27 protein-coding genes are annotated in these 24940 nt (G+C 73.0%); 19 read left to right on the forward strand and 8 right to left on the reverse strand.

Annotated features, from left to right (window positions below):
* Window positions 1–2: 2 nt before the first annotated feature.
* Window positions 3–995, forward strand: a complete 993-nt coding sequence (locus tag ACSU53_RS21255) for an adenosine deaminase (RefSeq protein ID WP_437029998.1) — start codon at window positions 3–5, stop codon at window positions 993–995.
* Between the two features lie 51 nt (window positions 996–1046).
* Here ACSU53_RS21255 and ACSU53_RS21260 read toward each other — a convergent pair whose 3' ends face one another.
* Window positions 1047–2099, reverse strand: coding sequence for a hypothetical protein (locus ACSU53_RS21260; RefSeq protein ID WP_437030000.1), 1053 nt, complete (start codon window positions 2097–2099; stop codon window positions 1047–1049).
* Between the two features lie 165 nt (window positions 2100–2264).
* Complete coding sequence (locus ACSU53_RS21265; RefSeq protein WP_437030002.1) at window positions 2265–3593, reverse strand: MFS transporter; 1329 nt, start codon at window positions 3591–3593, stop codon at window positions 2265–2267.
* Between the two features lie 299 nt (window positions 3594–3892).
* Between ACSU53_RS21265 and ACSU53_RS21270 the strand changes: the two genes are divergently transcribed.
* The 8 genes from ACSU53_RS21270 to era all read left to right on the forward strand — a co-directional run bounded on the left by ACSU53_RS21270 (window position 3893) and on the right by era (window position 10770).
* Window positions 3893–5044 carry a carbohydrate kinase family protein gene (locus ACSU53_RS21270; RefSeq protein WP_437030004.1) on the forward strand — a complete coding sequence of 384 codons (1152 nt, stop codon included), beginning with the start codon at window positions 3893–3895 and terminating at the stop codon, window positions 5042–5044.
* Between the two features lie 233 nt (window positions 5045–5277).
* Window positions 5278–6348, forward strand: a complete 1071-nt coding sequence (locus ACSU53_RS21275; protein ID WP_437030006.1) for a PhoH family protein — start codon at window positions 5278–5280, stop codon at window positions 6346–6348.
* A 12-nt stretch (window positions 6349–6360) separates the two neighbouring features.
* The gene (gene ybeY, locus ACSU53_RS21280; RefSeq protein ID WP_432054443.1) at window positions 6361–6858 is read left to right on the forward strand and encodes an rRNA maturation RNase YbeY; all 498 of its coding nucleotides are present in this window, start codon (window positions 6361–6363) and stop codon (window positions 6856–6858) included.
* On the forward strand, window positions 6855–8165 hold the full coding sequence (locus tag ACSU53_RS21285; RefSeq protein ID WP_437030008.1) for a hemolysin family protein: 1311 nt from the start codon (window positions 6855–6857) through the stop codon (window positions 8163–8165). Before ybeY ends, ACSU53_RS21285 begins: the two co-directional genes overlap by 4 nt.
* Window positions 8162–8521 carry an MmcQ/YjbR family DNA-binding protein gene (locus ACSU53_RS21290; RefSeq protein WP_437030010.1) on the forward strand — a complete coding sequence of 120 codons (360 nt, stop codon included), beginning with the start codon at window positions 8162–8164 and terminating at the stop codon, window positions 8519–8521. Before ACSU53_RS21285 ends, ACSU53_RS21290 begins: the two co-directional genes overlap by 4 nt.
* 121 nt (window positions 8522–8642) lie before the next feature.
* A complete protein-coding gene (locus tag ACSU53_RS21295) occupies window positions 8643–8996 on the forward strand; it encodes a cytidine deaminase (RefSeq protein ID WP_432054441.1) in 354 nt (117 codons plus the stop codon).
* 214 nt (window positions 8997–9210) lie between these two features.
* On the forward strand, window positions 9211–9690 hold the full coding sequence (locus ACSU53_RS21300; RefSeq protein ID WP_437030012.1) for a hypothetical protein: 480 nt from the start codon (window positions 9211–9213) through the stop codon (window positions 9688–9690).
* Window positions 9691–9816: 126 nt separating this feature from the next.
* Window positions 9817–10770: a GTPase Era gene (gene era, locus ACSU53_RS21305; RefSeq protein WP_437030014.1), complete on the forward strand. Its 954-nt coding sequence runs from the start codon at window positions 9817–9819 to the stop codon at window positions 10768–10770.
* Between the two features lie 231 nt (window positions 10771–11001).
* On the opposite strand, the gene ACSU53_RS21310 is transcribed toward era, so the two are convergent.
* Genes ACSU53_RS21310 through ACSU53_RS21320 form a run of 3 tightly spaced genes read right to left on the reverse strand, consistent with a single transcriptional unit; the run spans window position 11002 to window position 13759 of the window.
* Window positions 11002–12312 (reverse strand): GH1 family beta-glucosidase, encoded by a 1311-nt coding sequence (locus tag ACSU53_RS21310; RefSeq protein ID WP_437030016.1) that lies wholly within the window; start codon window positions 12310–12312, stop codon window positions 11002–11004.
* Between the two features lie 58 nt (window positions 12313–12370).
* Entirely contained in the window at window positions 12371–12637 is a 267-nt protein-coding gene (locus tag ACSU53_RS21315) for a protealysin inhibitor emfourin (protein ID WP_437030018.1), read from the reverse strand.
* A gap of 54 nt (window positions 12638–12691) precedes the next feature.
* Window positions 12692–13759 (reverse strand): M4 family metallopeptidase, encoded by a 1068-nt coding sequence (locus tag ACSU53_RS21320; protein WP_437030020.1) that lies wholly within the window; start codon window positions 13757–13759, stop codon window positions 12692–12694.
* Between the two features lie 339 nt (window positions 13760–14098).
* Between ACSU53_RS21320 and leuA the strand changes: the two genes are divergently transcribed.
* The 6 genes from leuA to ACSU53_RS21350 all read left to right on the forward strand — a co-directional run bounded on the left by leuA (window position 14099) and on the right by ACSU53_RS21350 (window position 21841).
* Complete coding sequence (leuA, locus tag ACSU53_RS21325; protein WP_437030022.1) at window positions 14099–15820, forward strand: 2-isopropylmalate synthase; 1722 nt, start codon at window positions 14099–14101, stop codon at window positions 15818–15820.
* A 215-nt stretch (window positions 15821–16035) separates the two neighbouring features.
* On the forward strand, window positions 16036–16734 hold the full coding sequence (locus ACSU53_RS21330) for a TerB family tellurite resistance protein (protein ID WP_437030023.1): 699 nt from the start codon (window positions 16036–16038) through the stop codon (window positions 16732–16734).
* A gap of 2 nt (window positions 16735–16736) precedes the next feature.
* Window positions 16737–17621 (forward strand): hypothetical protein, encoded by an 885-nt coding sequence (locus tag ACSU53_RS21335; RefSeq protein ID WP_437030025.1) that lies wholly within the window; start codon window positions 16737–16739, stop codon window positions 17619–17621.
* A gap of 163 nt (window positions 17622–17784) precedes the next feature.
* Window positions 17785–19860, forward strand: a complete 2076-nt coding sequence (locus ACSU53_RS21340) for an MMPL family transporter (protein ID WP_437030026.1) — start codon at window positions 17785–17787, stop codon at window positions 19858–19860.
* A 134-nt stretch (window positions 19861–19994) separates the two neighbouring features.
* On the forward strand, window positions 19995–21182 hold the full coding sequence (locus ACSU53_RS21345) for a sensor histidine kinase (RefSeq protein WP_437033320.1): 1188 nt from the start codon (window positions 19995–19997) through the stop codon (window positions 21180–21182).
* A complete protein-coding gene (locus ACSU53_RS21350; protein ID WP_437030028.1) occupies window positions 21179–21841 on the forward strand; it encodes a response regulator in 663 nt (220 codons plus the stop codon). The genes ACSU53_RS21345 and ACSU53_RS21350 overlap by 4 nt, the downstream gene beginning before the upstream one ends.
* Before the next feature lie 13 nt (window positions 21842–21854).
* On the opposite strand, the gene ACSU53_RS21355 is transcribed toward ACSU53_RS21350, so the two are convergent.
* Window positions 21855–22127 (reverse strand): hypothetical protein, encoded by a 273-nt coding sequence (locus tag ACSU53_RS21355; RefSeq protein WP_437030030.1) that lies wholly within the window; start codon window positions 22125–22127, stop codon window positions 21855–21857.
* Between the two features lie 268 nt (window positions 22128–22395).
* Between ACSU53_RS21355 and ACSU53_RS21360 the strand changes: the two genes are divergently transcribed.
* Complete coding sequence (locus ACSU53_RS21360) at window positions 22396–22989, forward strand: ArsR/SmtB family transcription factor (protein ID WP_437030032.1); 594 nt, start codon at window positions 22396–22398, stop codon at window positions 22987–22989.
* A gap of 12 nt (window positions 22990–23001) precedes the next feature.
* Window positions 23002–23196 (forward strand): hypothetical protein, encoded by a 195-nt coding sequence (locus ACSU53_RS21365; RefSeq protein WP_437030034.1) that lies wholly within the window; start codon window positions 23002–23004, stop codon window positions 23194–23196.
* Window positions 23197–23254: 58 nt separating this feature from the next.
* On the opposite strand, the gene ACSU53_RS21370 is transcribed toward ACSU53_RS21365, so the two are convergent.
* Window positions 23255–23569 carry a DUF397 domain-containing protein gene (locus tag ACSU53_RS21370; RefSeq protein WP_437030036.1) on the reverse strand — a complete coding sequence of 105 codons (315 nt, stop codon included), beginning with the start codon at window positions 23567–23569 and terminating at the stop codon, window positions 23255–23257.
* A complete protein-coding gene (locus ACSU53_RS21375; protein ID WP_437030038.1) occupies window positions 23551–24384 on the reverse strand; it encodes a helix-turn-helix domain-containing protein in 834 nt (277 codons plus the stop codon). The genes ACSU53_RS21370 and ACSU53_RS21375 overlap by 19 nt, the downstream gene beginning before the upstream one ends.
* A gap of 116 nt (window positions 24385–24500) precedes the next feature.
* Between ACSU53_RS21375 and ACSU53_RS21380 the strand changes: the two genes are divergently transcribed.
* Window positions 24501–24707 (forward strand): hypothetical protein, encoded by a 207-nt coding sequence (locus ACSU53_RS21380; RefSeq protein WP_437030040.1) that lies wholly within the window; start codon window positions 24501–24503, stop codon window positions 24705–24707.
* The gene (locus tag ACSU53_RS21385) at window positions 24704–24919 is read left to right on the forward strand and encodes a hypothetical protein (protein WP_437030042.1); all 216 of its coding nucleotides are present in this window, start codon (window positions 24704–24706) and stop codon (window positions 24917–24919) included. The genes ACSU53_RS21380 and ACSU53_RS21385 overlap by 4 nt, the downstream gene beginning before the upstream one ends.
* Window positions 24920–24940 lie beyond the last annotated feature (21 nt).

Here is a 24940-nt window from a genome sequence, read left to right on the forward strand (position 1 = left end):
CGATGCCCGTACCCAAAGCCGAACTGCACCTTCACATCGAAGGCACCCTGGAACCCGAGCTGGCCTTCGAGCTCGCCGCCCGCAACGGCCTCACCCTGCCCTGGGCCGGCACCGGGGCGCTGCGCGAGGCGTACCGCTTCGAGGACCTGCAGTCCTTCCTCGACCTGTACTACGCGCTGATGGCGGTGCTGCGCACCGAACGGGACTTCGAGGACCTCGCCGACGCCTACCTCGCCCGCGCCGCCGCTCAGGGCGTACGGCACGCGGAGATCTTCTTCGACCCGCAGGCCCACCTCGCGCGCGGCGTCGCCCTGGACACGGTGGTCGACGGGCTCTGGCGGGCGCTGGGCCGCAGCGAGGAGCGGCACGGCGTCTCCACGCGCCTGATCATGTGCTTCCTGCGCGACGCGTCCGCCGCCTCCGCCCTGGCCACCCTGGAGGCCGCCCGCCCCCACCTGGACCGCATCACCGGCGTCGGCCTCGACTCGGCCGAGGTCGGCCACCCGCCGTCGAAGTTCCGCGAGGTGTACGAGGCCGCCGCCGCGCTGGGGCTGCGCCGGGTCGCCCACGCCGGGGAGGAGGGGCCGCCGGAGTACATCACCGAGGCCCTGGACGTGCTCGGCGTCGAACGCGTCGACCACGGGCTGCGCTGCGTGGAGGATCCCGCGCTGGTGGCACGGCTGGTGCGCGAGCGGGTGCCGCTGACGCTCTGCCCGCTGTCCAACGTCCGCCTGCGGGTGGTCGGCACGCTCGCCGACCACCCGCTGCCCGCGATGCTGGACGCCGGCCTGATGTGCACGGTGAACTCCGACGACCCGGCCTACTTCGGCGGTTACGTCGGTGACACCTTCGACGCGGTGCGCGAGACCCTGGGCCTGGGCCCGGAGCGCCTGCGCGAACTGGCCCGGAACTCCTTCCTCGCGGCCTTCCTCGACGACGACGAGGAGCGCCGGGCGCGGTACCTGGCCGAGGTGGAGGCGTACCGGTTCGACTAGGGCCCCGGTCCACCGGCCGGCGGTCCGGGGCCGACCCGGCACCGCCTGCCCTCAGCCCTGGTCGCCGCCCTTGTCGCCGGAGGCGCGCCAGGCGATGTGGCCCGCCTCCGCCCCGTCGGTCATCCAGAACGCAGCGGCCGGGCTGTCTCCCTCGGGCACCAGGTGGACCGAGCACTGGGTGACCTTGGCGCCCGGCTTGAGCATCTCGTCCGGAAGCCGGTCCGGGCACTGCTTCACCCCGGGGCCGCCGATGTCGATCAGGGTCAGCTTCCTGATCTGCTGCCCGGCGACGGTCTGCAGGAGCACATCGTCCTGCATGTCCGGGTAGAGGTCGTGCTCGCCCTTGTTGCCGTACTCGATCGTGACGTAGTACGGGACGAGCTTCCGGTCGCCGGTCTTGAGGGTGTACCGGCTCAGGTGGTCGAGGCTGCCCTTGCGCACGCTCTTCGCGACCGCCTCGACCCGTACCTTCTCGCCGTCGGAGTCCTCGACGTCGGCCTCCATCGGCTCGCCCAGCTCCGCCACGCCGTCGGAGCGGCCCTTCCCGTCGCCCGATTCCCAGAGGGCCGTGCCCGAGTCGTCCTGGTAGGCGACGGCCGCGGGCTCCAGGCCCTTCGCCAGCACGACCGGCGTGCAGACCTCCGCCGTCGCGCCGGCGGCGAGTGTCTCCGGGTTCCCCTTCGGGCAGTGGTCCGAGAGCGCCGAACCACCGCCGCCGAAGACCGTCAGACGTTTGCCGGGCCAGCCGTCCACGCCGGCCACCGAGAGGTGGCCCGCCAGGTCGGGGGAGGTCAGATCCGCCTCGCCCGCGTTGGTGACGGAGACCGTGAGGTAGTACGGCCGCCCGCCCTTGAGGCCGTCGTCGAGGCGGACCCCGGAGAGATCGGACTCCGACCCGCGGACGAGGCTCTTGGGGGTGACCCGGAGCCGATGCTCGGTGTCGTCGTCGGTGAAGACGACGTCCCGGGCTTCGGTCGTGAGGGCCACCGGGTCGGCCTTCGCCGATTCCTGCCGCGGTGTTCCCTTGCCGGCCGCGGGCTCTCCTCCGGTGCTGTCCGAGCCGCAGCCCGCGACCGCCATGAGGAGGAACCCGACTCCCGCCATACCGGCAACTCCCCGGTTCACAGACACACTTGCCCCCTGATCGACGTGAATGGAATCCACCCGCGCCCGGCACACCGCCGGACGGCGCGGGTGCCGATCACGCTATCGGTACGCCCGTGACCCCGGGCGGGCCGGGGCCACGGGCGGCGGACGTCCGCCCCCGGCTCACACCGCCCCGGGCGCCCGGGCGGCCGCCGCCGTGTCGTAGGCGCCCTGGGCGGGCGCGGGGGTGCCGTCGAGGGGGATCTCCACGACCTCCTGCTCGGGCGCGCCGACCTCCGGGACCGCGCCCGCCGGGGTGCCGGGGGCCGCGGCGACCACCACGGCCGCCGGGTGGCCGCCGCGGCGGCGGACCGCGCCGGGCAGCAGCGGCCGGCCGCCGGTGTGCAGGGCGACCGCCGTCATCGGCACGGCGACCACCAGCAGTCCGGCACCGAGCACCGCGCCCATCACCGGGAAGCCGGCCTGCGCGGACAGCAGGCTCCCGGTCAGCGGACCGGCCGCCGTGCCCAGCGAGGAGGCCGAGCCGACCAGCACCGCCCAGCGGCCGCGCGAGTCCAGGGAGGCGGCGAGGCCGATCAGGTAGGACAGGACCGCCGGGTAGACGGTGTTCCAGGCGATCTCCCCGGCGGCGAAGCCGGCCAGCCCGGTCGCGGAGGCGCTGAGCGCGATGCAGCCCGCGATGAGGACCGTGCCGCCGCCGATCGGCAGCGCCCGCCCCAGCCGCGCGCCGAGCGCGCCCGCCGCCAGCACGCCCAGCAGTCCGGCGCCCAGGGACACCGCGAAGACGGCACCGACGGTGGGTTCGCTGAGGCGGGCCTGGGTGACGCCGATCCGTCCGCTCATGCCCCACAGGGCGTTCTGCGCGAGGGACCAGAACACCATGGCGCCCGCGAGCACCAGCCCCGAGCGCCGGTACGGCAGCCGGCCGGTGCCGGGGGCGGCGCGGTGGGCGACGGGTGCCGGGCCGGGCAGCCGGGACGTCAGCGGCCACACGGCGAGCGCGGTCAGCGCGATGGCCGCCAGGGTGAGGCCGTGGCCCGGGAGGTGGGGCACCGTCAGGTACACGACGCCGGCCAGCGCGGAGACGCTGAGCAGGCCGAGGGTGGACCCGCGGTGCGGGTCCGGTTCGGCGGCGATCCGGGTGGCCGCCACGGTCGTCGCCGTGCCGGAGCCGAAGCCGCCGATCACCGCGCCGGCGACGACGGCCGGGACGGCGGTGGTGAGCGCGGCCCCGCCGTAGCCGATCACGGCCAGGGCGAGACCGAGCCGGGCGAGGGTGCGGGCCCCGGCCCGTTCGACGCGGGCGGCGAGCAGGAAGCCGGCGAGGGCGGAGCTCAGCAGCAGGGCACTGCCGACGGCACCCGCCTGGGTGGGGGACAGGTCCAGCCCCCGTTCCAGCCGGCCCACGGTGGTCGGCAGCAGGTACGGGGCGAGGTACCCGGCCGTGAACAGGGCGACGAGGGGCCGGGGAGTGGTGCGAGGGGCGAACACGGGCGTTCCCGGGGCGTGCGAAGGGGACGGTACGAAAGGCGAGGTGGGAGCGACGACCGTCGACGGACAGGAACGCGCCGGCAATTTGTATCAAGCGGAGGGAGCGATTCGGGAGGATCCTGAGAGTGATCCACGTCACATTTGGTTTGCTGGTCACCTGCCCGGGTAACAGCGTTCGCCGGATCCCTTCCCGGGGCCCGCTCCGCCAGGTGGGAGCGACCGCGGCGGCACCACCGCGGCGCTGTCGGTGACGTGGTGCAGACTGGCCTGATCCGCACCATGTCAGGGAGCGCACCGTGATGGCGTCCACCGGACCGGCCGGAGAACGGAACATCGACGACACCGCCGCGCACAGGGCGCCGGCTCGGGACCGCACGCACCTCGACCCGCTCGCCGCCCTGCGCACCCGCGACGATCCCGCCTGCGACGTCTACCTCACCGGCACCGTCTTCCTCGACATCATCTTCACCGGCCTCGACTCCGCGCCGGTGCGGGGCACCGAGTCCTGGGCACGCGGCATGGGCTCCAGCCCCGGCGGCGTCGCCAACATGGCCACCGCCCTCGCCCGCCTCGGCCTGCGCACCACCCTCGCCGCCGCCTTCGGCGACGACCACTACGGGGAATACTGCTGGGACACCCTCGCCCAGGGCGAGGGCATCGACCTCGGCCCCTCCCGCACCGTCCCCGGCTGGCACTCCCCGGTCACCGTCTCGATGGCCTACGAGGGCGAGCGCACCATGGTCTCCCACGGCCACGAACCGCCCCCCGAGGAACCCGCCCCCACCTGCCCGCCCCGCGCCCGGGCCGCCGTCGCCTCCCTCACACCGGGCCGCAGCGCCCCCTGGATCGCCCAGGCGGCCCGGCGCGGCACCCGCGTCTTCGGCGACGTCGGCTGGGACGACACCGGCACCTGGTCCCTGGCCGGCCTGCCCGACCTGCGGCACTGCGAGGCGTTCCTGCCGAACGCCGAGGAGGCCATGCGCTACACCGGCACCGACTGCCCGCGGACCGCCGCGCACGACCTCACCGAGCACGTGCCGGTCGCCGTGGTCACCCTCGGCGCGGACGGCGCGTACGCGGTGGACCGGCGGACGGGGGAGACCGCCGAGGTGCCCGCCATCGCCGTCGAGGCGCTGGACCCGACCGGGGCGGGGGACGTGTTCGTGGCCGGGTTCGTCGCCGGCAGCCTGGCCGGCTGGCCGCTGGCCGACCGGCTCGCCTTCGGCGGCCTGACCGCGGCGCTCTCCGTCCAGGAGTTCGGCGGGTCGCTGTCGGCGCCCGGCTGGACCGAGATCGCGGCCTGGTGGCGCGAGGTGCGGTCGGTGCAGGGCGAGGACGCGGCCGAACTCGGGCGCTACGCGTTCCTGGACGACCTCGTCCCCCGCGCACCGGCCCCCGGCTGGCCGCTGCGCCGGGCGGTCCCCACGATCGGCTTCCGCAGCTCACCCTGACGGCGCGGCCGACGCCGGGCCGGGCGGGGCCGGGCACACCCGCCCGCGCCCCCGAGCCGCACCGCCGCCGGTCCGCGCGGGGTTCCCCGGGCGGCCCCGGGCCACCCCGGGGAACGCACGCGCGAAAAGCCCTTCGGCGTTGTCACCGACGCGTCGTACCCTGGGAGTCGCGAGGCCGCCCTCAGCTGCGCGGCCGCTGACGAGGAGGAACCGCAGGCCTTCAGCGCCGGCCCATGACTCAGACACCCACAGCTCACACCTCCGCGCAGGAGCAGGCGAGAGTCCAGCTCACCGTTCCCGCCCAGCACCCCATGGTGACCGTGCTGGGATCCGGCGACTCCCTCCTGCGCGTGATCGAGAAGGCCTTCCCGGGGGCCGACATCCACGTCCGGGGCAACGAGATCAGCGCGGTCGGCGATCCGGGCCAGGTGGCCCTCGTGTCCCGCGTGTTCGACGAGATGATGCTGGTGCTGCGCACCGGACAGCCGATGACGGAGGACGCGGTGGAACGCTCGATCGCCATGCTCAAGGCGACTGAGAGCGGGGAGAGCGACGGCCAGGAGACCCCGGCGCAGGTCCTCACCCAGAACATCCTCTCCTCGCGCGGGCGCACGATCCGCCCCAAGACGCTCAACCAGAAGCGTTACGTGGACGCGATCGACAAGCACACCATCGTCTTCGGCATCGGCCCGGCCGGTACCGGCAAGACGTACCTGGCCATGGCCAAGGCGGTGCAGGCCCTGCAGTCCAAGCAGGTCAACCGCATCATCCTGACCCGGCCGGCGGTCGAGGCGGGGGAGCGGCTCGGCTTCCTGCCGGGCACGCTGTACGAGAAGATCGACCCGTACCTGCGCCCGCTGTACGACGCGCTGCACGACATGCTCGACCCCGACTCCATCCCGCGCCTGATGGCGGCCGGCACCATCGAGGTCGCCCCGCTGGCGTACATGCGCGGCCGCACGCTCAACGACGCCTTCATCATCCTGGACGAGGCCCAGAACACCAGCCCCGAACAGATGAAGATGTTCCTCACCCGTCTCGGCTTCGACTCGAAGATCGTGATCACGGGTGACGTCACCCAGGTCGACCTGCCCACCGGCACCAAGTCCGGTCTGCGGCAGGTGCAGGAGATCCTGGAGGGCGTCGAGGACGTGCACTTCTCCCGCCTGTCGTCGCAGGACGTGGTCCGGCACAAGCTGGTGGGCCGTATCGTCGACGCGTACGAGCAGTACGACAGCGAGCACGGCACCCAGAACGGCGTCCACAAGGGCGGCCGGGGCAGGTCCGGGCACAAGGGGAAGTAGACCGAGCACCAGATGTCGATCGACGTCAACAACGAGTCCGGAACCGAGGTCGACGAGCAGGCGATCCTCGACATCGCCCGCTACGCGCTGGCGCGCATGCGCATCCACCCGCTCTCCGAGCTCTCGGTGATCGTCGTGGACGCGGCCGCCATGGAGCAGCTGCACATCCAGTGGATGGACCTGCCGGGGCCCACGGACGTCATGTCGTTCCCGATGGACGAGCTGCGCCCGCCGTCCAAGGACGACGACGAGCCCCCGCAGGGCCTGCTCGGCGACATCGTGCTCTGCCCCGAGGTCGCCGCCCGCCAGGGCGCCGAGGCGCCGACGCAGCACAGCATGGACGAGGAGCTGCAGCTGCTCACCGTCCACGGCGTGCTGCACCTGCTGGGCTACGACCACGAGGAGCCCGACGAGAAGGCCGAGATGTTCGGTCTGCAGGCCGCCATCGTGGACGGCTGGCGTGCGGAGAAGGGCCTGACCGGCCCGTCCCCGGCGCCGACCGTGTCATGAGTCCCGGGCTCCTCCTCGGCGCGGTCGCCCTGGTCGTCGCCGCCTGGCTGTTCGCCTGTGCGGAGGCCGGCATCGCGCGGATCTCCAGCTTCCGCGCCGAGGAGGCCGTCCGGTCGGGGCGGCGGGGCAGTTCCCGGCTCGCGCAGCTCGCCGCCGACCCCACCCGCTACCTCAACGTGGCCCTGCTGGTCCGGGTGGCCTGCGAGATGGCCGCCGCCGCCCTGGTCACGTACGCGTGCCTGCGCGAGTTCGACGGCACGGCCGAGGCCCTGCTGATCGCCATAGCGGTCATGGTGCTCGTCTCCTACGTGGCCGTCGGCGTGTCCCCGCGCACCATCGGCCGCCAGCACCCGCTGAACACCGCCACGGCGGCGGCGTACGTGCTGCTGCCGCTGGCCCGGATCATGGGCCCGGTCCCGTCGCTGCTGATCCTCATCGGCAACGCCTTCACCCCGGGCAGGGGCTTCCGGCGCGGCCCGTTCGCCTCCGAGGCGGAACTGCGTGCCCTGGTGGACCTCGCGGAGAAGGAGTCGCTGATCCAGGACGAGGAGCGCCGCATGGTGCACTCCGTCTTCGACCTGGGCGACACCCTGGTGCGCGAGGTGATGGTGCCGCGCACCGACCTGGTGGTCATCGAGCGCTACAAGACCATCCGCCAGGCCCTCACCCTCGCCCTGCGCTCCGGGTTCTCCCGCATACCGGTGACCGGGGAGAACGAGGACGACATCGTCGGGATCGTCTACCTCAAGGACCTGGCCCGCAAGACGCACATCAGCCGGGACGCGGAGAACGAGCTGGTGTCCACCGCGATGCGCCCCGCGTTCTTCGTGCCGGACACCAAGAACGCCGACGACCTGCTGCGCGAGATGCAGAAGCAGCGCAACCACGTCGCCGTCGCCGTCGACGAGTACGGCGGCACCGCGGGCATCGTGACCATCGAGGACATCCTGGAGGAGATCGTCGGCGAGATCACCGACGAGTACGACCGGGAGATCCCGCCGGTGGAGGAACTCGGCGACGACCGGTACCGGGTCAGCGCCCGCCTCGACATCACCGACCTCGGCGAGCTGTACGACCTCGGCGCGTACGACGACGAGGACGTGGAGACCGTCGGCGGGCTGCTCGCCAAGGCCCTCGGACGGGTGCCGATCGCCGAGGCGTCGTCGGTGGTCGAACTGCCCGACGGCCGCTCGCTGCGGCTGACGGCCGAGGCCGCGGCCGGCCGCCGGAACAAGATCGTCACGGTGCTGGTGGAGCCCGTCGGCCCACCGCCCCCGCCGGCCGAACCCGTGGAGGCGGTGGAATGACCCCCCAGGAGCTGCGCGCCCTGTGCCTGTCCTTCGAGGCGGCCGTGGAGGACTTCCCCTTCGGCCCCGAGACCTCGGTCTTCAAGGTCGTGGGCAAGCTGTTCGCGCTGTCGGCGCTGGACGCGCGGCCCCTGAAGGTCAACCTCAAGTGCGACCCGGACGACGCCGTCCGGCTGCGCGCCCAGCACCCGGGCCTGATCGTGCCCGGCTGGCACATGAACAAGCGCCACTGGAACACCGTGACGGTGGACGGCGGTCTCCCCGCCGGCCTGGTCCGGGAGCTGGTCGAGGACTCCTACGACCTGGTGGTGGCCGGGCTGCCGCGCGCCGAACGGCTGCGCCTGGACCGGCCGTGATCCGCACGGCCGGCTGCGTGGCGCACCGCTTGCGGGCCGCACGGCCGGCTGCGTGGCGCACCGCTCGCGAGCTGCACGGCCGGCTGCGTGGCGCACCGGCCGTGATCCGTATGCTCGGGGCATGACCGACAGCAGCGCGCTCGACCCCGAGGACCACAAGATCGTCACCCTGGCCCGTGCCACGCGGGCCCGCAACGGCGTGCCCGAGGGCGCCGCCGTGCGCGACGGGAACGGCCGCACGTACGCCGCGGGCACCGTGGCCCTGGATTCCCTCCGGCTCAGCGCGCTGCGCACGGCGGTGGCCATGGCGGTGGCGTCCGGGGCGACGACCCTGGAGGCGGCGGCCGTGGTGACCGAGGCGGGCGCGGTGCCGGACGAGGACCGCGCGGCGGTGCGGGACCTGGGCGGGCCCGCCACCCCGGTCCTGGTGGCCGGTCCCGACGGCACCGTGCGCGAGACCGTTCCGGCGGGCTGACCCCACCTGCTGTTACCGGCGGTAAATAGGCCGGATTTCCACCTTGTCGCGCACTGCCTCTCGCGCATCAATGGAACCGGGCGACCTGATGGCACGTCAGGTCGTCCGGTGTGCAGCGGGTCCGGACCCCACCTGCCGATCAGTTCCCGAACGTTCCCCCCACGGAGTCCCTCCCCACGGGACTCCCCCCACACGGAAAGGGAGCCGGAATTCCATGAGAGGCAAGCGAATCGGACTGGGCCTGTCCCTGGCGGCGGGCACCCTGGCGGTCTGCGGACTCGCCTTCGCCCCCGCCGCGGCGGCCGTCGCCCCCGGGTCGGCGACCGTCGACGCCGACTGCGGAAGCTGGGGCGGTGGCGCCGCCACCCTCACGGCCACCCAGAGCGGCACGTCGGCCACGATCACCATCAACACCTCCGCGGTCACCGCGCCGCTCGCGATCGGCAAGGACTCGCTGGTGTCCGAGCTGAAGATGGTCAAGGAGGGCGGCGGCACCACCGTCTTCAAGGGCACCAAGAACCCGGCCATGTCGACCGGCGACGCCCTGGAGGTCGGCCCGCTCACCGGCACGGTCGCCCCCGGGGACAGCCTGGAGGCCTTCGGCGGCACCCTGAAGGTGACGGCGTTCGGCTTCATCACCATCACCTGCACGGCCACGGGACCGCAGTCCCCGGGCCCGTTCGTGTTCGACTGATCCGACCGGCGGACCGCCGGGCCGGGACCCTCGGGTGCCCGGCCCGGTGCCCCGGCCGCGGGGCGAGGGGCCGGCCGCCGGCTCCGATGGTGCGGCGGGGCTCCGGGGATCAGCGACAATGGGCGCATGAGCGTTCGTACCCAGTCATCCGAGCAGCCGGTCGAAGCTGTACACCGGGCCGGCTTCGCCTGCTTCGTGGGCCGCCCCAACGCGGGGAAGTCCACCCTCACGAACGCGCTGGTCGGGCAGAAGGTGGCGATCACCTCCAACCGGCCGCAGACCACCCGGCACACCGTGCGCGGCATCGTGCACCGCCCCGACGCGCAGCTGATCCTGGTGGACACCCCGGGCCTGCACAAGCCGCGCACCCTGCTCGGCGAGCGGCTCAACGACGTGGTCCGCACCACCTGGGCCGAGGTCGACGTGATCGGCTTCTGCCTCCCCGCCGACCAGAAGATCGGCCCCGGCGACCGCTTCATCGCCAAGGAACTCGCCGGGATCAAGAAGACCCCCAAGATCGCCATCGTCACCAAGACCGACCTGGTCGACGGCAAGGCCCTCGCCGAGCAGCTGATCGCCGTGGACCGGCTGGGCGAGGAGCTGGGCATCACCTGGGCGGAGATCGTCCCGGTCTCCGCGACGGCGAACCAGCAGGTCGGCCTCCTCGCGGACCTCCTCATCCCGCTGATGCCCGAAGGCCCGGCGCTCTACCCCGAGGGCGACCTCACGGACGAGCCCGAGCAGGTCATGGTCGCCGAGCTGATCCGCGAGGCCGCCCTGGAGGGCGTCCGGGACGAGCTGCCGCACTCCATCGCGGTCGTCGTCGAGGAGATGCTGCCCCGCGAGGACCGCCCGGCCGACAAGCCCCTGCTGGACATCCACGCCAACCTCTTCATCGAGCGCTCCAGCCAGAAGGGCATCGTCATCGGCCCCAAGGGCAAGCGCCTGAAGGACGTCGGCATCAAGTCCCGCAAGCAGATCGAGGCCCTGCTCGGCACCCCGGTCTTCCTCGACCTGCATGTGAAGGTCGCCAAGGACTGGCAGCGGGACCCGAAGCAGTTGCGGCGGCTGGGGTTCTGACGCGGGTGGGCTGAGGCGGGCGCCCGGGGGAGGTGGGCGTCAGGTTCTGCCGGCAGGTCGAGGGCCTGCTCGGTACTCCGCCGCGCGGCGGTAGCCGCATGTCGATGCAGCCTCGACCTGCATGTGAAGGTCGCCAAGGACTGGCAGCGGGACCCGAAGCAGTTGCGGCGGCTGGGGTTCTGACGCGGGTGGGCCGAGGCGGGCGCCCGGGGTTCTGAGCCGGGCGGCGGCTCAGGCCCGCTGCTCCCGCAGCAGCTCCCGGAACCACGCGTAGGACGCCTTCGGCGTGCGCCGCTGCGTGGCGAAGTCCACGTGGACCAGCCCGAAGCGGCGGGCGTAGCCCTCGGCCCACTCGAAGTTGTCCAGCAGCGACCACACGAAGTAGCCGCGCACGTCCACGCCCGCCTCCAGCGCCCGGTGCAGGGCGCGGATGTGGCCGTCCAGGTAGGCGATGCGCTCCGGGTCGTCGACGCCCTCGTAGGAGCAGCCGTTCTCGGTGATCACGACCGGGGGGAGCCGGTCGCCGTAGCGGTCGCGGAAGGCCGTCAGGATCTCCGTCAGCGCCTCCGGCACCACCGGCCAGCCGAAGTCGGTCACCGGGCGCCCGGTGATCTCCCGTACGGAGAAGGGAAGTTCGGCCGGCATCCGGATGCCGCCGAAGTCGATCTCGGTGCCCTGCGGGGCGCCCACCCGGGTCGGCGCGTAGTAGTTGATCCCGTACCAGTCGAGCGGTGCGGAGATCACCTCCAGGTCCGCCGCCACGTCCCCGGGCATCAGCTCGCCGATGCCGTCCGGGTAGCGGCCCAGCAGCAGCGGGTCGGCGAACAGCCGGTTCAGCAGCAGGTCGTAGAAGCCGGCCGCCTCCACGTCCGCCGGGTCCTGCGAGGCAGGCCAGGTCGGGCCGTGGGAGTTGGCGATGCCGATGTCGTCCGCGCCGGCCGCGCGCAGCGCGCGCACCGCGAGACCGTGCGCGAGGAGCTGGTGGTGGGCCACCGGCAGCGCGTCGAACAGCAGCTTCAGGCCGGGCGCGTGGATGCCCAGGGCGTGGCCCAGCAGGGTGTGCTCGGCGGGCTCGTTGAGCGTGATCCACTTCGTCACCCGGTCGCCGAGCCGCCCGGCCACCTCGGACACGTACGCGGCGAACCGCTCGGCGGTGTCCCGCTCCCGCCAGTCCAGCCCGGCCGGCAGGTCCCAGTGGAACAGCGTGGGCACCGGCCGCACCCCCGCCGCGCACAGGTCGTCGACCAGCCGGTCGTAGAAGTCCAGCCCGCCCCGGGCCCGCACCCGCGGCCAGGACACCGAGAAGCGGTACGCGTCCACGCCCAGACCGGCCAGCAGCGCCACGTCCTCGCCGTGCCGGTGGACGTGGTCGCAGGCCACCTCCGCGGTCGCCCCGTCCCGCACCCGGCCCGGCTCGGCCGTGAACACGTCCCACACGGACCGCTCCCGCGTGTCCACCGCGCCCTCGATCTGGTGCGCCGAGGTCGACACACCCCACAGGAAGCCGTCCGGGAAGCGGGGAACCGCACGCGTCGTCGCCATGGGGTGGATCATCCGCACCGCCGGTGAGCGGAGTCAACGCCCGCGCGCCGAACGGCTGTTACGCGCCCTCCTTGAGCACGCGGGACACCAGCGCGCGCTGCTCCTCGGTCAGCCGGGGATCCGCGCAGTACACCGTCCGGCCGTCCACCGTGATCCGGTAGCCGAAGCCGTCCGGCACGCCGGCGGGCGGCGAACCGCTGCCCGCGGCCAGCGCCCGCTCGGCGAGCGCGTGCCACTCCGCGGCGTCGGGCCGCCCCGCGGTGTCCACCTCGGCCTGCCGCTCGATGCCCGCGAAGCCGCCCGAGCGCCGTACCTGAATACGCATGGCTCCCTGTCTAGTACGAGAACGGCCGGCCCGCCCACCCGGCGGGGCGCGCGGCTACAGCGTGCGCACCCCCACCCGCTCCCACGCCTTGGTCACCGCCAGCAGTTCCTCGCCCTCCCCGAACCGGGCCCGCGCCGCCTTCACCGTCAGCGTCGCGAAGTCCGTGAACATCGCGTCCTGCCGCAGCTCCCCGCCGGTCAGCACGTCGTACCAGATCTGCCCGGCCCGCTCCCAGGCGTGCCCGCCCAGCGTGGTCGCCGCGAGGTAGAAGGCGTGGTTGGGGATGCCGGAGTTGATGTGCACGCCGCCGTTGTCCCGGCCGGTGCGGACGTAGTCGTCCATCGTCGCGGGCTGCGGGTCCTTGCCGAGGACGTCGTCGTCGTACGCGGTGCCGGGTTCCTTCATCGACCGCAGCGCCGTGCCCGTGACCCGGGGCGCGAGCAGCCCGGCGCCGATCAGCCAGTCGGCCTCGGCGGCCGTCTGGCCGAGCGAGTACTGCTTGATGAGCGCGCCGAACACGTCCGACACCGACTCGTTGAGCGCGCCGGACTGGCCGAAGTAGTCCAGGTTCGCGGTGTGCTGGGTGACGCCGTGCGCCAATTCGTGGCCGATGACATCGATCGGGAGGGTGAAGTCGAGGAAGATCTCCCCGTCCCCGTCGCCGAACACCATCTGCTCGCCGTTCCAGAAGGCGTTGTTGTAGTCGCGGTCGTAGTGCACGGTCGCGACGAGGGGCATCCCGGCGCCGTCGATCGAGTCGCGCCCGTACGCCGACAGCAGCAGCTCGAAGGTGGCTCCCAGACCCGCGTAGGCGCGGTTGACGGTGGCGTCCTGGCCGGGTTCCTCGCCCTCGGTGCGCACGGCGCGCCCCGGCAGGTCGGTGCCGTGGCCGGCGTCGTGGACCGTGCGGTGCGGCGTCCCGGGCTCGGCGGCGAGCGGGGCGGCGGCGTGGGCGCCGACGACCGTGGTCAGGCGGCGCTGGGTGCGCTCGTAGGCGTCGCGCTGGAGGGTGCGGCGCGCCGGTCCGGCGAGCACCGGGTCGTCGGCCTGCGCGAGCCGGTCGAGGACGTGGGGCGGGACGATGGTGCAGAAGACGGGCTCGAAGCCCCCGTGAGCGGTCATGGACGCACCATCGCACCGCGTGTCCGTACTGTCACCCCCCGTGACGCGCGGGCAACCGTGACGGGTGAAATAGCCCGGCAATGCCCTTCTTGTCCGCTCTCGACGTGGTATTCAGCACTTTTTGCGCAGTTCATCGGTCCGATCCCGCATACTGATACACGCCCTCGCACGCAGCACGACTCGGTTAAGCTGCGGAGCATCATGCGTTTCGGGCTGCTTCTCCTTAGCTGCCGCGGCGAGGGCCTGTAGTAGAGGCCGACCCCCTCCCCGCGGAGTTTGGCGCTGCGCCGTCGGCCGTCCATCCGGACACCCCGCGGACCCCCGAGGAGCCCACGCACCATGGCAAACCGCCAGCAGCCCAGTTCCATGCCGTTCCACAAGTACGGCCGCTACGAGCAGGTCGACATCCCCGACCGCACGTGGCCGGCCAACCGGATCACCACCGCCCCGCGCTGGCTCTCCACCGACCTGCGGGACGGCAACCAGGCGCTGATCGACCCCATGTCGCCCGCCCGCAAGCGCGCGATGTTCGACCTGCTGGTCCGCATGGGCTACAAGGAGATCGAGGTCGGCTTCCCCGCCTCCGGCCAGACCGACTTCGACTTCGTCCGCTCCATCATCGAGGACCCGGACGCCATCCCGGACGACGTCACCATCTCCGTCCTGACCCAGGCCCGCGAGGACCTGATCGAGCGCACGGTGGAGTCCCTGAAGGGCGCCCGGCGGGCCACCGTCCACCTGTACAACGCCACCGCGCCCGTCTTCCGCCGCGTGGTCTTCCGCGGCTCCAAGGACGACATCAAGCAGATCGCCGTCGACGGCACCCGGCTGGTGATGGAGTACGCGGAGAAACTGCTGGGCGAGGAGACCGAGTTCGGCTACCAGTACAGCCCGGAGATCTTCACCGACACCGAGCTGGACTTCGCCCTGGAGGTCTGCGAGGCGGTGATGGACGTCTACCAGCCCGGCCCGGGCCGCGAGATCATCCTCAACCTGCCCGCCACCGTGGAGCGTTCCACCCCCTCCACGCACGCCGACCGCTTCGAGTGGATGGGCCGCAACCTGTCCCGCCGCGAGTACGTCTGCCTGTCCGTCCACCCGCACAACGACCGCGGCACCGCGGTGGCCGCCGCCGAGCTGGCCGTCATGGCCGGCGCCGACCGCGTCGAGGGCTGCCTGTTCGGGCAGGGCGAGCGCACCGGCAACGTCGACCTGGTCACCCTGGGCATGAACCTGTTCTCCCAGGGCGTCGACCCGCAGATCGACTTCTCCGACATCGACGAGATCCGTCGCACGTGGGAGTACTGCAACCAGATGGACGTCCACCCGCGCCACCCGTACGTGGGCGACCTGGTCTACACGTCCTTCTCCGGCTCCCACCAGGACGCCATCAAGAAGGGCTTCGACGCCATGGAGGCCGACGCGAAGGCCAAGGGCGTCACCGTCGACGACCTGGAGTGGGCGGTCCCGTACCTGCCGATCGACCCCAAGGACGTCGGCCGCTCCTACGAGGCCGTCATCCGCGTCAACTCGCAGTCCGGCAAGGGCGGCATCGCCTACGTCCTGAAGAACGACCACAAGCTGGACCTGCCGCGCCGGATGCAGATCGAGTTCTCGAAGATCATCCAGGCGAAGACGGACGCCGAGGGCGGCGAGGTCACCCCCGCCGACATCTGGGCCGTCTTCCAGGACGAGTACCTGCCCAACCCGGACAACCCCTGGGGCCGCATCCAGGTCGCCAACGGCCAGTCCACCACCGACCGGGACGGCGTGGACACCCTGACCGTCGAGGCCACCGTCGACGGTGAGCAGACCACCCTGACCGGCTCCGGCAACGGCCCGATCTCGGCCTTCTTCGACGCGCTGCAGGGCATCGGCGTCGACGTACGCCTGCTGGACTACCAGGAGCACACCATGAGCGAGGGCGCCTCCGCGCAGGCCGCCTCCTACATCGAGTGCGCCATCGGCGACAAGGTTCTGTGGGGGATCGGAATCGACGCGAACACCACGCGCGCCTCCCTGAAGGCGGTCGTCTCGGCCGTCAACCGGGCGGCCCGCTGACCTGCCGCTTCGACGGACCTCAGGGCTCCGTCCGCCCCCGTGGGCGGGCGGAGCCCCCGTCGTATACCGGCCAAAGACGTGTGGAGGTCACGGAGAGGTCTCGTCCGAGGTGCTGACTCCGGCTCGTGGATGTGGCTAACATCACGCAAGCGGCAATGGTGCCGCGGGGGCACCGCCCGCGCCGTCCGGCAGCGGGGGAGTTGTGGAGGTGCGACGTGCTGCCAGGACGGGAACCGAACGGCCGTGCCGCCTCCGGGCTGTCACGCCTGCTGGGCACCCGCACGGCGTGGACGCCCGTCGGCGACGGGGAGTTCTTCTGCCCGGGCTGCGGCGGCGACCGCAACTACCAGCGGCTGACCGGCCGACGCCGCTTCTGCCTCCTCGGCGTGCCCGTGCTGCCACGCGGCGCCACCGGCCCGGTCGTCGAGTGCGCCGCCTGCCGCCGCCACTTCGGCACCGACGTCCTGGACCACCCGACCACCACCCGCTTCTCCGCGATGCTCCGGGACGCCGTGCACACCGTCGCGCTGGCGGTCCTGGCGGCCGGCGGCACCGGTTCGCGCGCCGCCCTGGAGTCGGCCGTCACCGCCGTCCGCGCGGCCGGCTTCGACGACTGCACCGAGGAGCAACTGGAGTCCCTCGTGGAGGCGTTGGCCGACGACACCGGCCGCTTCACCGGGGAGCCGTGCGCTGCCGGCCTGGCCATCGAGCTGCACGAGGCCCTGGACCCGCTCGCCCCGCACCTCGCCGCCGCCGGCCGCGAGTCGATCCTCCTCCAGGGCGCCCGCATCGCCCTCGCCGACGGCCCCTACACCCCCGCCGAACGCGACGCCCTCGCCACCGTCGGCGCGGCCCTCACCATCTGCGCCGACGACGTCACCCGCCTGCTGACGGCGGCCAGGACGCCGTCGTAGTCATGCCCCGGCCGGGACCGCGCAGGATTCCGGCCGCCGGCGTCGTCGTCGGCCTCGTCGTCTGGGGCGCCGCCGCGCTGCTGGGCCCCGAGGACGGGGCGGGGCGGCAGGCGGGCGCCGCCGGGCTGTGCGCCCTGGGTGCGGTGGCCGTGGCGTACCTGCTGACGTCCCCCAGGCCGCCGGAGCGCGACAGGGACGGTGACGGGGACGGCGGGCTGCCGCCGGACGCCGCCCCGCCGGAGCGCGCCGACGGGCGGGCCGGGCCCGGGGCGGTGGCCGAAGGGCCCCCGCTGTTGCGGGAGTTCGCCCGGCTGGAGACGGAACGGGTCGCCCGGCAGGTCGCCGGTCTCGCCTCGCTGGCCGTGGAGTGCCCGGGGGAGAACCACGACTGGCTGCTCTCCCTCACCCGCGCCGCCGAGCAGTCCGTCCGGGCCGTCACCACCTCCGTCGACCCGGCGTACTGGAGCGGCGAGCCCGTCGGCCGCTGCCTCGATGCCCAGCACGAGGCGATCACCGACCGCGGGGTGCCGGTGCGGCGGCTGTTCCTGGTGGGCAGCGCCGCGCGGCTGGACGACGCGCTGCTGCGGCTGTGCGAGGAGCAGGAGCTGCTGCGCATCGACGTACGCGTCGTCGTCCTGCCGGAGCTGCCCCCGCACCTGGCGCGCGGGACCATGTTCGACGGCGTGGTCTTCGACGGGGAGGTGTCCTACGAGATCGAGCGGGATCCGGTCGGGGGCAACGTCCGGACGCGGATCGACGCCCGGCCCGCGCACGTGCGCGGCCGCGCACGGCGCTTCGAGGAGCTGTGGGAGGCCGGGATGGGCCTGCGCGAGCTGGAGGCGCGGGTGGACGACGGGGACGGCACCTGGACGCTCGACCTGACCTGAGCCTGCTCCGAACGGCCCGCCCCGCTTACTCCCCGGGGAGTAGTCCCGCCCCCGCGCCGCCCTCCGCAGTACCCCGCACCTCGCCCTCACGCCCGACGCGTCCGCCCGTCCCCGCCGGGAGTCTGGAGGCGACCGGACAGTCGAGCGGAGGGAGGCCCGTCGCATGGGGGCCGGAAGCAGTGTGACGCGGCGGCGGGCCGTGCCGTGGGCGGTGGTCGGCCTGTGGCTGGCCGCGCTCGTCCTCGTGGGGCCGCTGGCCGGGAAGTTCGGCGGCATCCAGCAGAACCGGGCCACGGACTACCTGCCGGACAGCGCCGACTCCACCCAGGTGGCGCGGATCCAGGACCGGTTGCCCGGCGGTGAGGCGACCGATCTGGTGCTGGTCTACCACCGCGACGGCGGACTGACCGCCGCCGACCGGAAGGCCGCCGCCGAGCAGGTCGCCGAGGTCGGGGACACCTACGAACTGGCGGACGCCCCGCGCGGTGTGCCCTCACAGGACGGCAGCACGCTGATGTTCCCGGTCTCCAGCACCGCACCCGGTCAGGACGAGGAGGCCCGGACGGAGTTCGTCGACGGGGTGCGGGAGATCGCCGAGGGCGGTGACGGGCTGCGCGTCGAGGTCGGCGGGCCCGGCGCGCTGACCACCGACATGAACAAGGTGTTCGAGACCATCGACGGCACCCTGTTGATGGCCACCCTCGGCGTCGTCACCGTGCTGCTGGTGCTGATCTACCGCAGCCCGTTCCTGTGGCTGGTCCCGCTGGCCGTCGCCGGTGCCGCCACCACCGTGGCGATGGCCGCCGGGTACGGGCTGCACGAGCTGTTCGACGTCACCGTCACCGGGCAGAGCGGCGGCATCATGACCGTCCTCGTCCTGGGCGCCGGAACCGACTACGCGCTGCTGCTCGTGTCCCGCTACCGGGAGGAACTGCGCCGCCACGAACGCCCCTACGACGCGATGCGCGTCGCCCTGCGCGGCTGCGGCCCGGCGATCCTCGCCTCCTCCGGCACGGTCGCGGCCGGACTGCTGTGCCTGCTCGCCGCCGACCTCAACAGCAGCAGCGGCATGGGCCCGGTCGGCACCATCGGTGTGCTGTCCGCGTTGATCGCCATGACCACCCTGCTGCCCGCCGTGCTGGTGCTCCTGGGCCGCCGCGTCTTCTGGCCGCTGATCCCCGCCTTCGGCAGCGAACCGAAGACCCGCCGCTCCGTGTTCGCCGTGATGGGCACCTCCGCCGCCCGCCGCCCACGGACCGTGCTCGCCACGGGCGGCCTCCTCCTCGGCACCCTCGCCCTCGGCGCGTTCGGCCTCACCGGCGACCTCAAGCAGGAGGACTCCTTCACCGACCGGCCCGAGTCCATCGCCGCCATGGACACGCTCGCCCGCGAGTACCCCGAGCGCGGCAGCCGCCCGCTGACCGTGATGGCACCCGTCGGGCGCGCGGACGCCGTGGTGGCCGAGGCCCGCGGCACCGAGGGCGTCGCGGAGGTCACGGCCGGCCGCGCGGGCGACGGGTGGACGGAGATCGCCGTGTTCACCACGGCCGCCCCCGAGTCCCCGGCGGAGACCCGCACCGTCGAGGCGCTGCGCGACGGACTCGACGACCACGGCGCCTACGTCGGCGGGCCCAGCGCCCAGCGGCTCGACCTCGCCGACAGCGAGGCCCGGGACCGCTCGGTCGTCGTCCCGCTGGTCCTGGCCGCCGTCTTCCTCATCCTGGTCGCCCTCCTCCGCAGCCTCGTCGCACCCTTGCTGCTGCTGGGCGCGGTGGTCGCGGTGTGGGGCGCGGCCCTCGGCCTCGGGGGCCTGGTCTTCGGGCCGCTGTTCGGCTTCGCGGGCACCGATCCCGGCCTGCCCCTGCTGTCCTTCGTCTTCCTCGTCGCGCTCGGCGTCGACTACGGCATCTTCCTGCTGCACCGGATGCGCGAGGAGTCGGCGAAGGGCGCCGAACCCGAGGCCGCGGCGCTGTCCGCGCTGCGCACCACCGGCGGGGTCATCGCCTCCGCGGGCATCGTGCTCGCGGCGACGTTCGCCGTGCTCACCACCCTGCCGCTGGTGGCCCTCGTCGAACTCGGCTTCGTCATCGCGGTCGGCGTCCTGCTGGACACCTTCCTCGTCCGGACGTACCTCGTCACCACGGCGAGCGTGCTGCTGCGCCGCCGGCTGTGGTGGCCGGGCCGGCTCTCCCGCGCGCCCGAGCCGGCCCGGCCGGAGCGGCAGCCCGAGCCGGTGTAGCGGCGGTGCGACGACGCGAGGACGCCCCGGCCTCCCGCCGGGGCGCCCTCTGCCGGGAGGATGGACCCGTGCAGCAGCCCACGACGACAGCCGAGCAGGCGCCGCCCGGCCGGTCCCGGATCGGCTACCGGGTGATGGCGGCGCTCAACCGCGACCCGCTGACCGCCCCGCACGCCGTCCGCAACGACACCGTGCTGGCCGGGTGCCTGGCCGTCGCGGCCCTGGTGCTGGGCCTGCTCGTCGACCCCGCCCGGTCGCCCGACGCGCTCGGCTGGACGCTGCTGCTGGCGGCGCATCTCCCGCTGCCGTGGCGCCGCCGGCGCCCGCTGACGGTGCTCTGGCTGGTGCTGGCCGCCGCCGCGCCGTACCACGCCCTGGACAACACCCACGCCGCGCCCGTCGCCGCCACCATGGTCGCCCTGTACACGGTGGCGGCGACCACCACCCCGCGCCGCACCCTGCTCATCGGCTCCGCCGTCATCGGCGGCACGCTCGCCGTGAACGCGCTGACCAACCCCGAGGGCCTGGCGGAGCTGCTGCGGATCATCGGCTGGGCGGTCGCCGTCCTGGTCTTCGGCGTCGACGTCCGCTTCTACCGCCAGTACGTCGCCGCGATCGTCGAACGAGCCGAGCGCGCCGAACGCACCCGGGAGGAGGAGGCCCGCCGCCGGGTCGCCGAGGAACGCCTGCGCATCGCCCGCGACCTGCACGATCTGCTGGCCCACAGCATCACCGTGATCGGGGTGCGGACCTCCGTCGCCGCGCACGTCCTGGCCGCCGACCCGGAACGGCTCGACCGGGAGGCCGTCGCCCGGTCCCTGGACGACATCGCCGAGGTCTGCCGCACCGCGCGCGGTGAACTCCGCTCCACCCTGGAGGTGTTGCGCGAGCACGACGCCGACGCCCGGGGTCCGCTGCCCGGCCTGGACGGCCTGCCCGACCTGGTGGCGACCGCCCGCCTCGCCGGGGCCCGTGTCGAGCGGACGGGCCGCGCCGGTGAGGTCCCCTCCGCCGTCGGGGCCGCCGCCTACCGCATCGTCCAGGAGGCCCTGACCAACGTGGTGCGGCACGCCGGGCCCGACCCGGCCGTGCTGGTCGAACTGCGCCAGGAGGACGGTACGTTGCACCTGTCCGTCACCGACGACGGCACCGGCCCCCCGCCCGGCCGTCCGCCCGGGTTCGGTCTGACCGGCATGCGCGAGAGGGCGCGCAGCGTGGGCGGCACACTCGATGCCGGGCCGGGTGAGAAGGGCGGCTTCCGGGTGACGGCTGCCCTGCCCGTCACGCAACCCGCGACCACGACTGCCGAGGGAGCCCGATGACCATCCGCGTGCTGCTCGCCGACGACCAGCGACTGGTGCGGGAGGCGTTCGCCCTGCTCGTCGACTCGGCCCCCGACATGGAGGTCGTCGGCCAGGCCGGAACGGGCCGTGAGGCCGTGGAACTGGCCCGCGCCCGGCGCGCCGACCTCGTCGTCATGGACATCCGCATGCCCGACCTGGACGGAATCGAGGCGACCCGTCTCATCGCGGCCGAGGAGGACCTGGCCGGGGTGAAGGTGCTCGTCCTCACCACCTACGACACCGACGAGAACATCGTCGACGCGCTCCGGGCCGGCGCCTCCGGGTTCCTGGTCAAGGACACCCGGCCGGCCGACCTCCTCGACGCCGTCCGCACGGTCGCCGCCGGCGACGCGCTGCTCTCCCCGGGGCCCACGGCCCGCCTCATCCAGCGTTTCCTCCGCCAGCCGGCACCCACACCGGCCCACGGCCCGGAGTGCCTGTCCGCCCGCGAGCGCGAGGTCCTCGCGCTGGTCGCCCGTGGCCTGAACAACACCGGGATCGCCGAGGCGTTGGGGCTGAGCCCGCTCACCGCGAAGACCCACGTCAGCCGCATCATGGGCAAGCTGGGCGCCCGGGACCGGGCCCAACTCGTCATCGTCGCCTACGAGTCGGGCCTGGTGGCCCCGGGCGCCCACTGACGGCCGTCCCGCCTCAGAGCGTGTGGTGCAGCCAGCGCTGGATGGTGGTGTTGATGCTGCCCGGCAGCGCGCTGAGGCTCTCGATCGCCTCCCGGTCCTCCGGGCGCGGCGGGATGCCGGCGGCGGTCAGGGCCGCGTGCAGGTCCAGCCGTCGCCGGTCGCGCGGGTCGAGGGTGATGTCGAGGCGGTCGGCCGGGTTCGGCGGGGACAGCAGGAAGTCGTCTCCGCAGGCGTAGGGGTCGACGAAGACATGCTCCGGGCCGTACTCGAAGGCGGTGGCGGTCATGTCGCTCTCCTCACCAAGGGGTGTCGGTTCTGCCGGTGAGGAGCGTCCGGGCCGCCGCCCCGGTTGCGCTCGCGGGGAAACGTCACGCCTACGGCGTCATCGCCAGTTCATCCTCCGGTCCGACGAACGGACGGCGGGCCGGTGGCGGGCCGGTGGCGGGCCGCCTGCGTCGGCGCCGTGCAGAGAACCCGCCGCAAAGGAGATGCCGCAAAGAGATCTATGCAAAGAAACCCTTGCAAGGGTTTCTTTGCATCGCTACGGTGGTGCCATGACCGACTCCCAGGAACCGCAGGAACCAGAGCTCCACAGCCTCGACGCCCGGTCGTTGCGCGGTCTCGCCCACCCGATGCGGATGCAGCTGCTCAACGAGCTGCGTCGCGGCGGACCCGCCACCGCCTCCCAACTGGCGGCCAGGCTGGGTGAGTCCAGCGGCGCCACCAGCTATCACCTGCGCCAACTGGCCTCCTACGGCTTCGTGGAGGACGCGCCGGACCGCGGCAAGGGCCGCGAACGGTGGTGGCGGGCCGTCCACGAGGGCGTCCGCTTCGACGCGGCCCTGCTCCAGGACAGCGACCCGGACGTGCGCGGCGCCGCCGACCTGTTCCTGCACGAGGTCGCCAACCAGCACACCAAGGAGCTGGCGACCTGGCTCGGCACCCGCGAGGACTGGTCACAGGAGTGGCGCGACAGCTCCGACATGAGCGACTGGACCCTCCACCTCACGCCGGAGACGGCCCGCGAGCTGCGCCGGAAGATGCACGACCTCGTCGCGAGCTACCGCACGCCGGACTCCGCCGAAGGCACACCGGAGACCGAGCAGGTGCGCATCCACACGCACCTCATCCCCGTTCACAAGAAGTGAGAGGCATGCCCGATGCATCCCGACATCCATCTCGTGCTGCACGGCATGCGCGCGGCGGAACTCCGCGCCGAGGCGGGTGGCCGCCGCCCGCCGGACGTCCCCCGGCGCCCGGGACCGCTGCGGACGCGGGTCGGCTGGACCCTGGTCGAGGTCGGCCTGCGGCTGGCCACGGTGCGCGGTACGGCTGCGCCGGCCGCCGTGTCCTGAGGCCGGCGCGGGCCGGGACGTGACCGTGGGGCCACCCGCTGCCCTGCCGGTGTCGCCTCTACACGGGACGCGGCGGCACGACACCGGTAAGTGAATGGGTGGCCCCCACGGCGCCGACGAACGCCGCCCAGGCCACCGCCCCCACCACGACCACCGGCCCTCCGGCCACCTTGCTGTCCCGCACGGGGACGACCCCGGGGACTCCGTCGGCGACTTCGAGGCAGGACTCGCCTCCGCTGCCCCCGCTGTAGGAACTCTTGCGCCAGCGGGCGGCTCCCGGGAAGTCGTGGGCCACTTCGAGGCAGTCGCCTCCATTGCCGTCGCTGTAGGAGCTCTTGCGCCAGCGGGCGTCGGTCAGGTCGTACCTGCGCATCGTCTGTAATCCTCCGCCACTGCTTCGACCAGAGCCAGGGACGCGTCCGGTGACAGCGCTACGGCCCTGAGCAGATCGTAATCAGCCCACACCTTCTTCACTACCGCCGGATCGTCCAGCAGGCTGCCCGACAGCACGCCCTCTGTATAGATGGTGGGCGGGGCGTCCTCGAACTCCATGAGCGTCATCATCTTGCCCATCTGCGGGTGCGCTCCCGCCGTGAAGGGCAGCACCTGCATCAGGATCTGGCGATCACGCACCAGCCCGGTGCTCTGATCCAGTTGCTCCGTCATGGTCGCCGGCGAGCCGACAGGCACACGCAGAGCGGATTCGTGCACGAGGAGCCAGTACACCGGGCGTGTGGCCTCCCTGAGGAGTTGTCCGCGTTCCATGCGGAGGCCGACCATCTCCTGGATGTACCGCTCCGGGGCGAGCGGGTTGCTCGCCACGTAGATCGCCCGCGCATAGGCGGGTGTCTGGAGAAGGCCCGGAACCACGGCGGGTGCCCAGTCGCGAATGCTTGTCGCCAACCGCTCAAGCTCCGCCGCATGGGCGAAGTATTCGGCATAGCGCTGCTCCTTGATGAGTTTGCGCCAAAGCCGTTCGAAAAAACCGTCGGTTTGCAGTGCTTCGTCGATCCGCTGCGCCACGTCCAATTGCGGCTTCCGAATGGCCTGTTCGAACTGCCCGATGTAGCCGCCGGAAACGAACACCCGCGCCCCCAGCTCCACCTGCGTGAACCCGGCGTCCTCACGCCGGCGCTTCAGTTCCGCGCCGAAGAACTCCCACGCCGCCTGGCGTGAACCGTTGGCCATCGATCAACCCCTTTGTGCAGCCCCGCACTTGTAGCGCCCGAAACTCTTCCGAGTGTAGGGAGGGCGCCCCACTCTTGGGGTGAGAAGAGTGAAAGCCGAAAAGAAAGGGGAGCACGGTGGAGGCACAGCACTCGGCGCTCTGCGTCGAAGAAGCGGAGGAAGTGGTGAAAGAATTGCGGGCGGCGTTCGCAAAGGCGGGAATTACGTTGCCGTCACTGGGGCTGGACCCGGTGAGTCTTGCGCGGGAGGCGCCCTGTCCGCTCGTCGACCTGGGGCGGATCCCGGTCCGCACCGCGCAGCGCCTCGCGGCGGTGGTGCGGTGAAGCCGGCCGTCGGCGCGTACGTCGTGGACACGGGGACCGGACGGATGGGGGTCGTGATGGGACACGAGGGGCCCTACGTGCAGCTGCGGCCGTACGGCGGGGGCAAGGAGTGGGACGCGGACCCCGGTGCCGTACGGCAGGCGACCGCGGCGGAGCGGCTGCGCGAGGCGACGGCGTACGCCAATGCCCGCAGCCGCGGTGAGGTGCCGTGAACGTAGGCGACAATGGGCGGC

The sequence above is a fragment of the Streptomyces sp. enrichment culture genome (assembly GCF_964273255.1).
GTDB lineage: Bacteria > Actinomycetota > Actinomycetes > Streptomycetales > Streptomycetaceae > Streptomyces.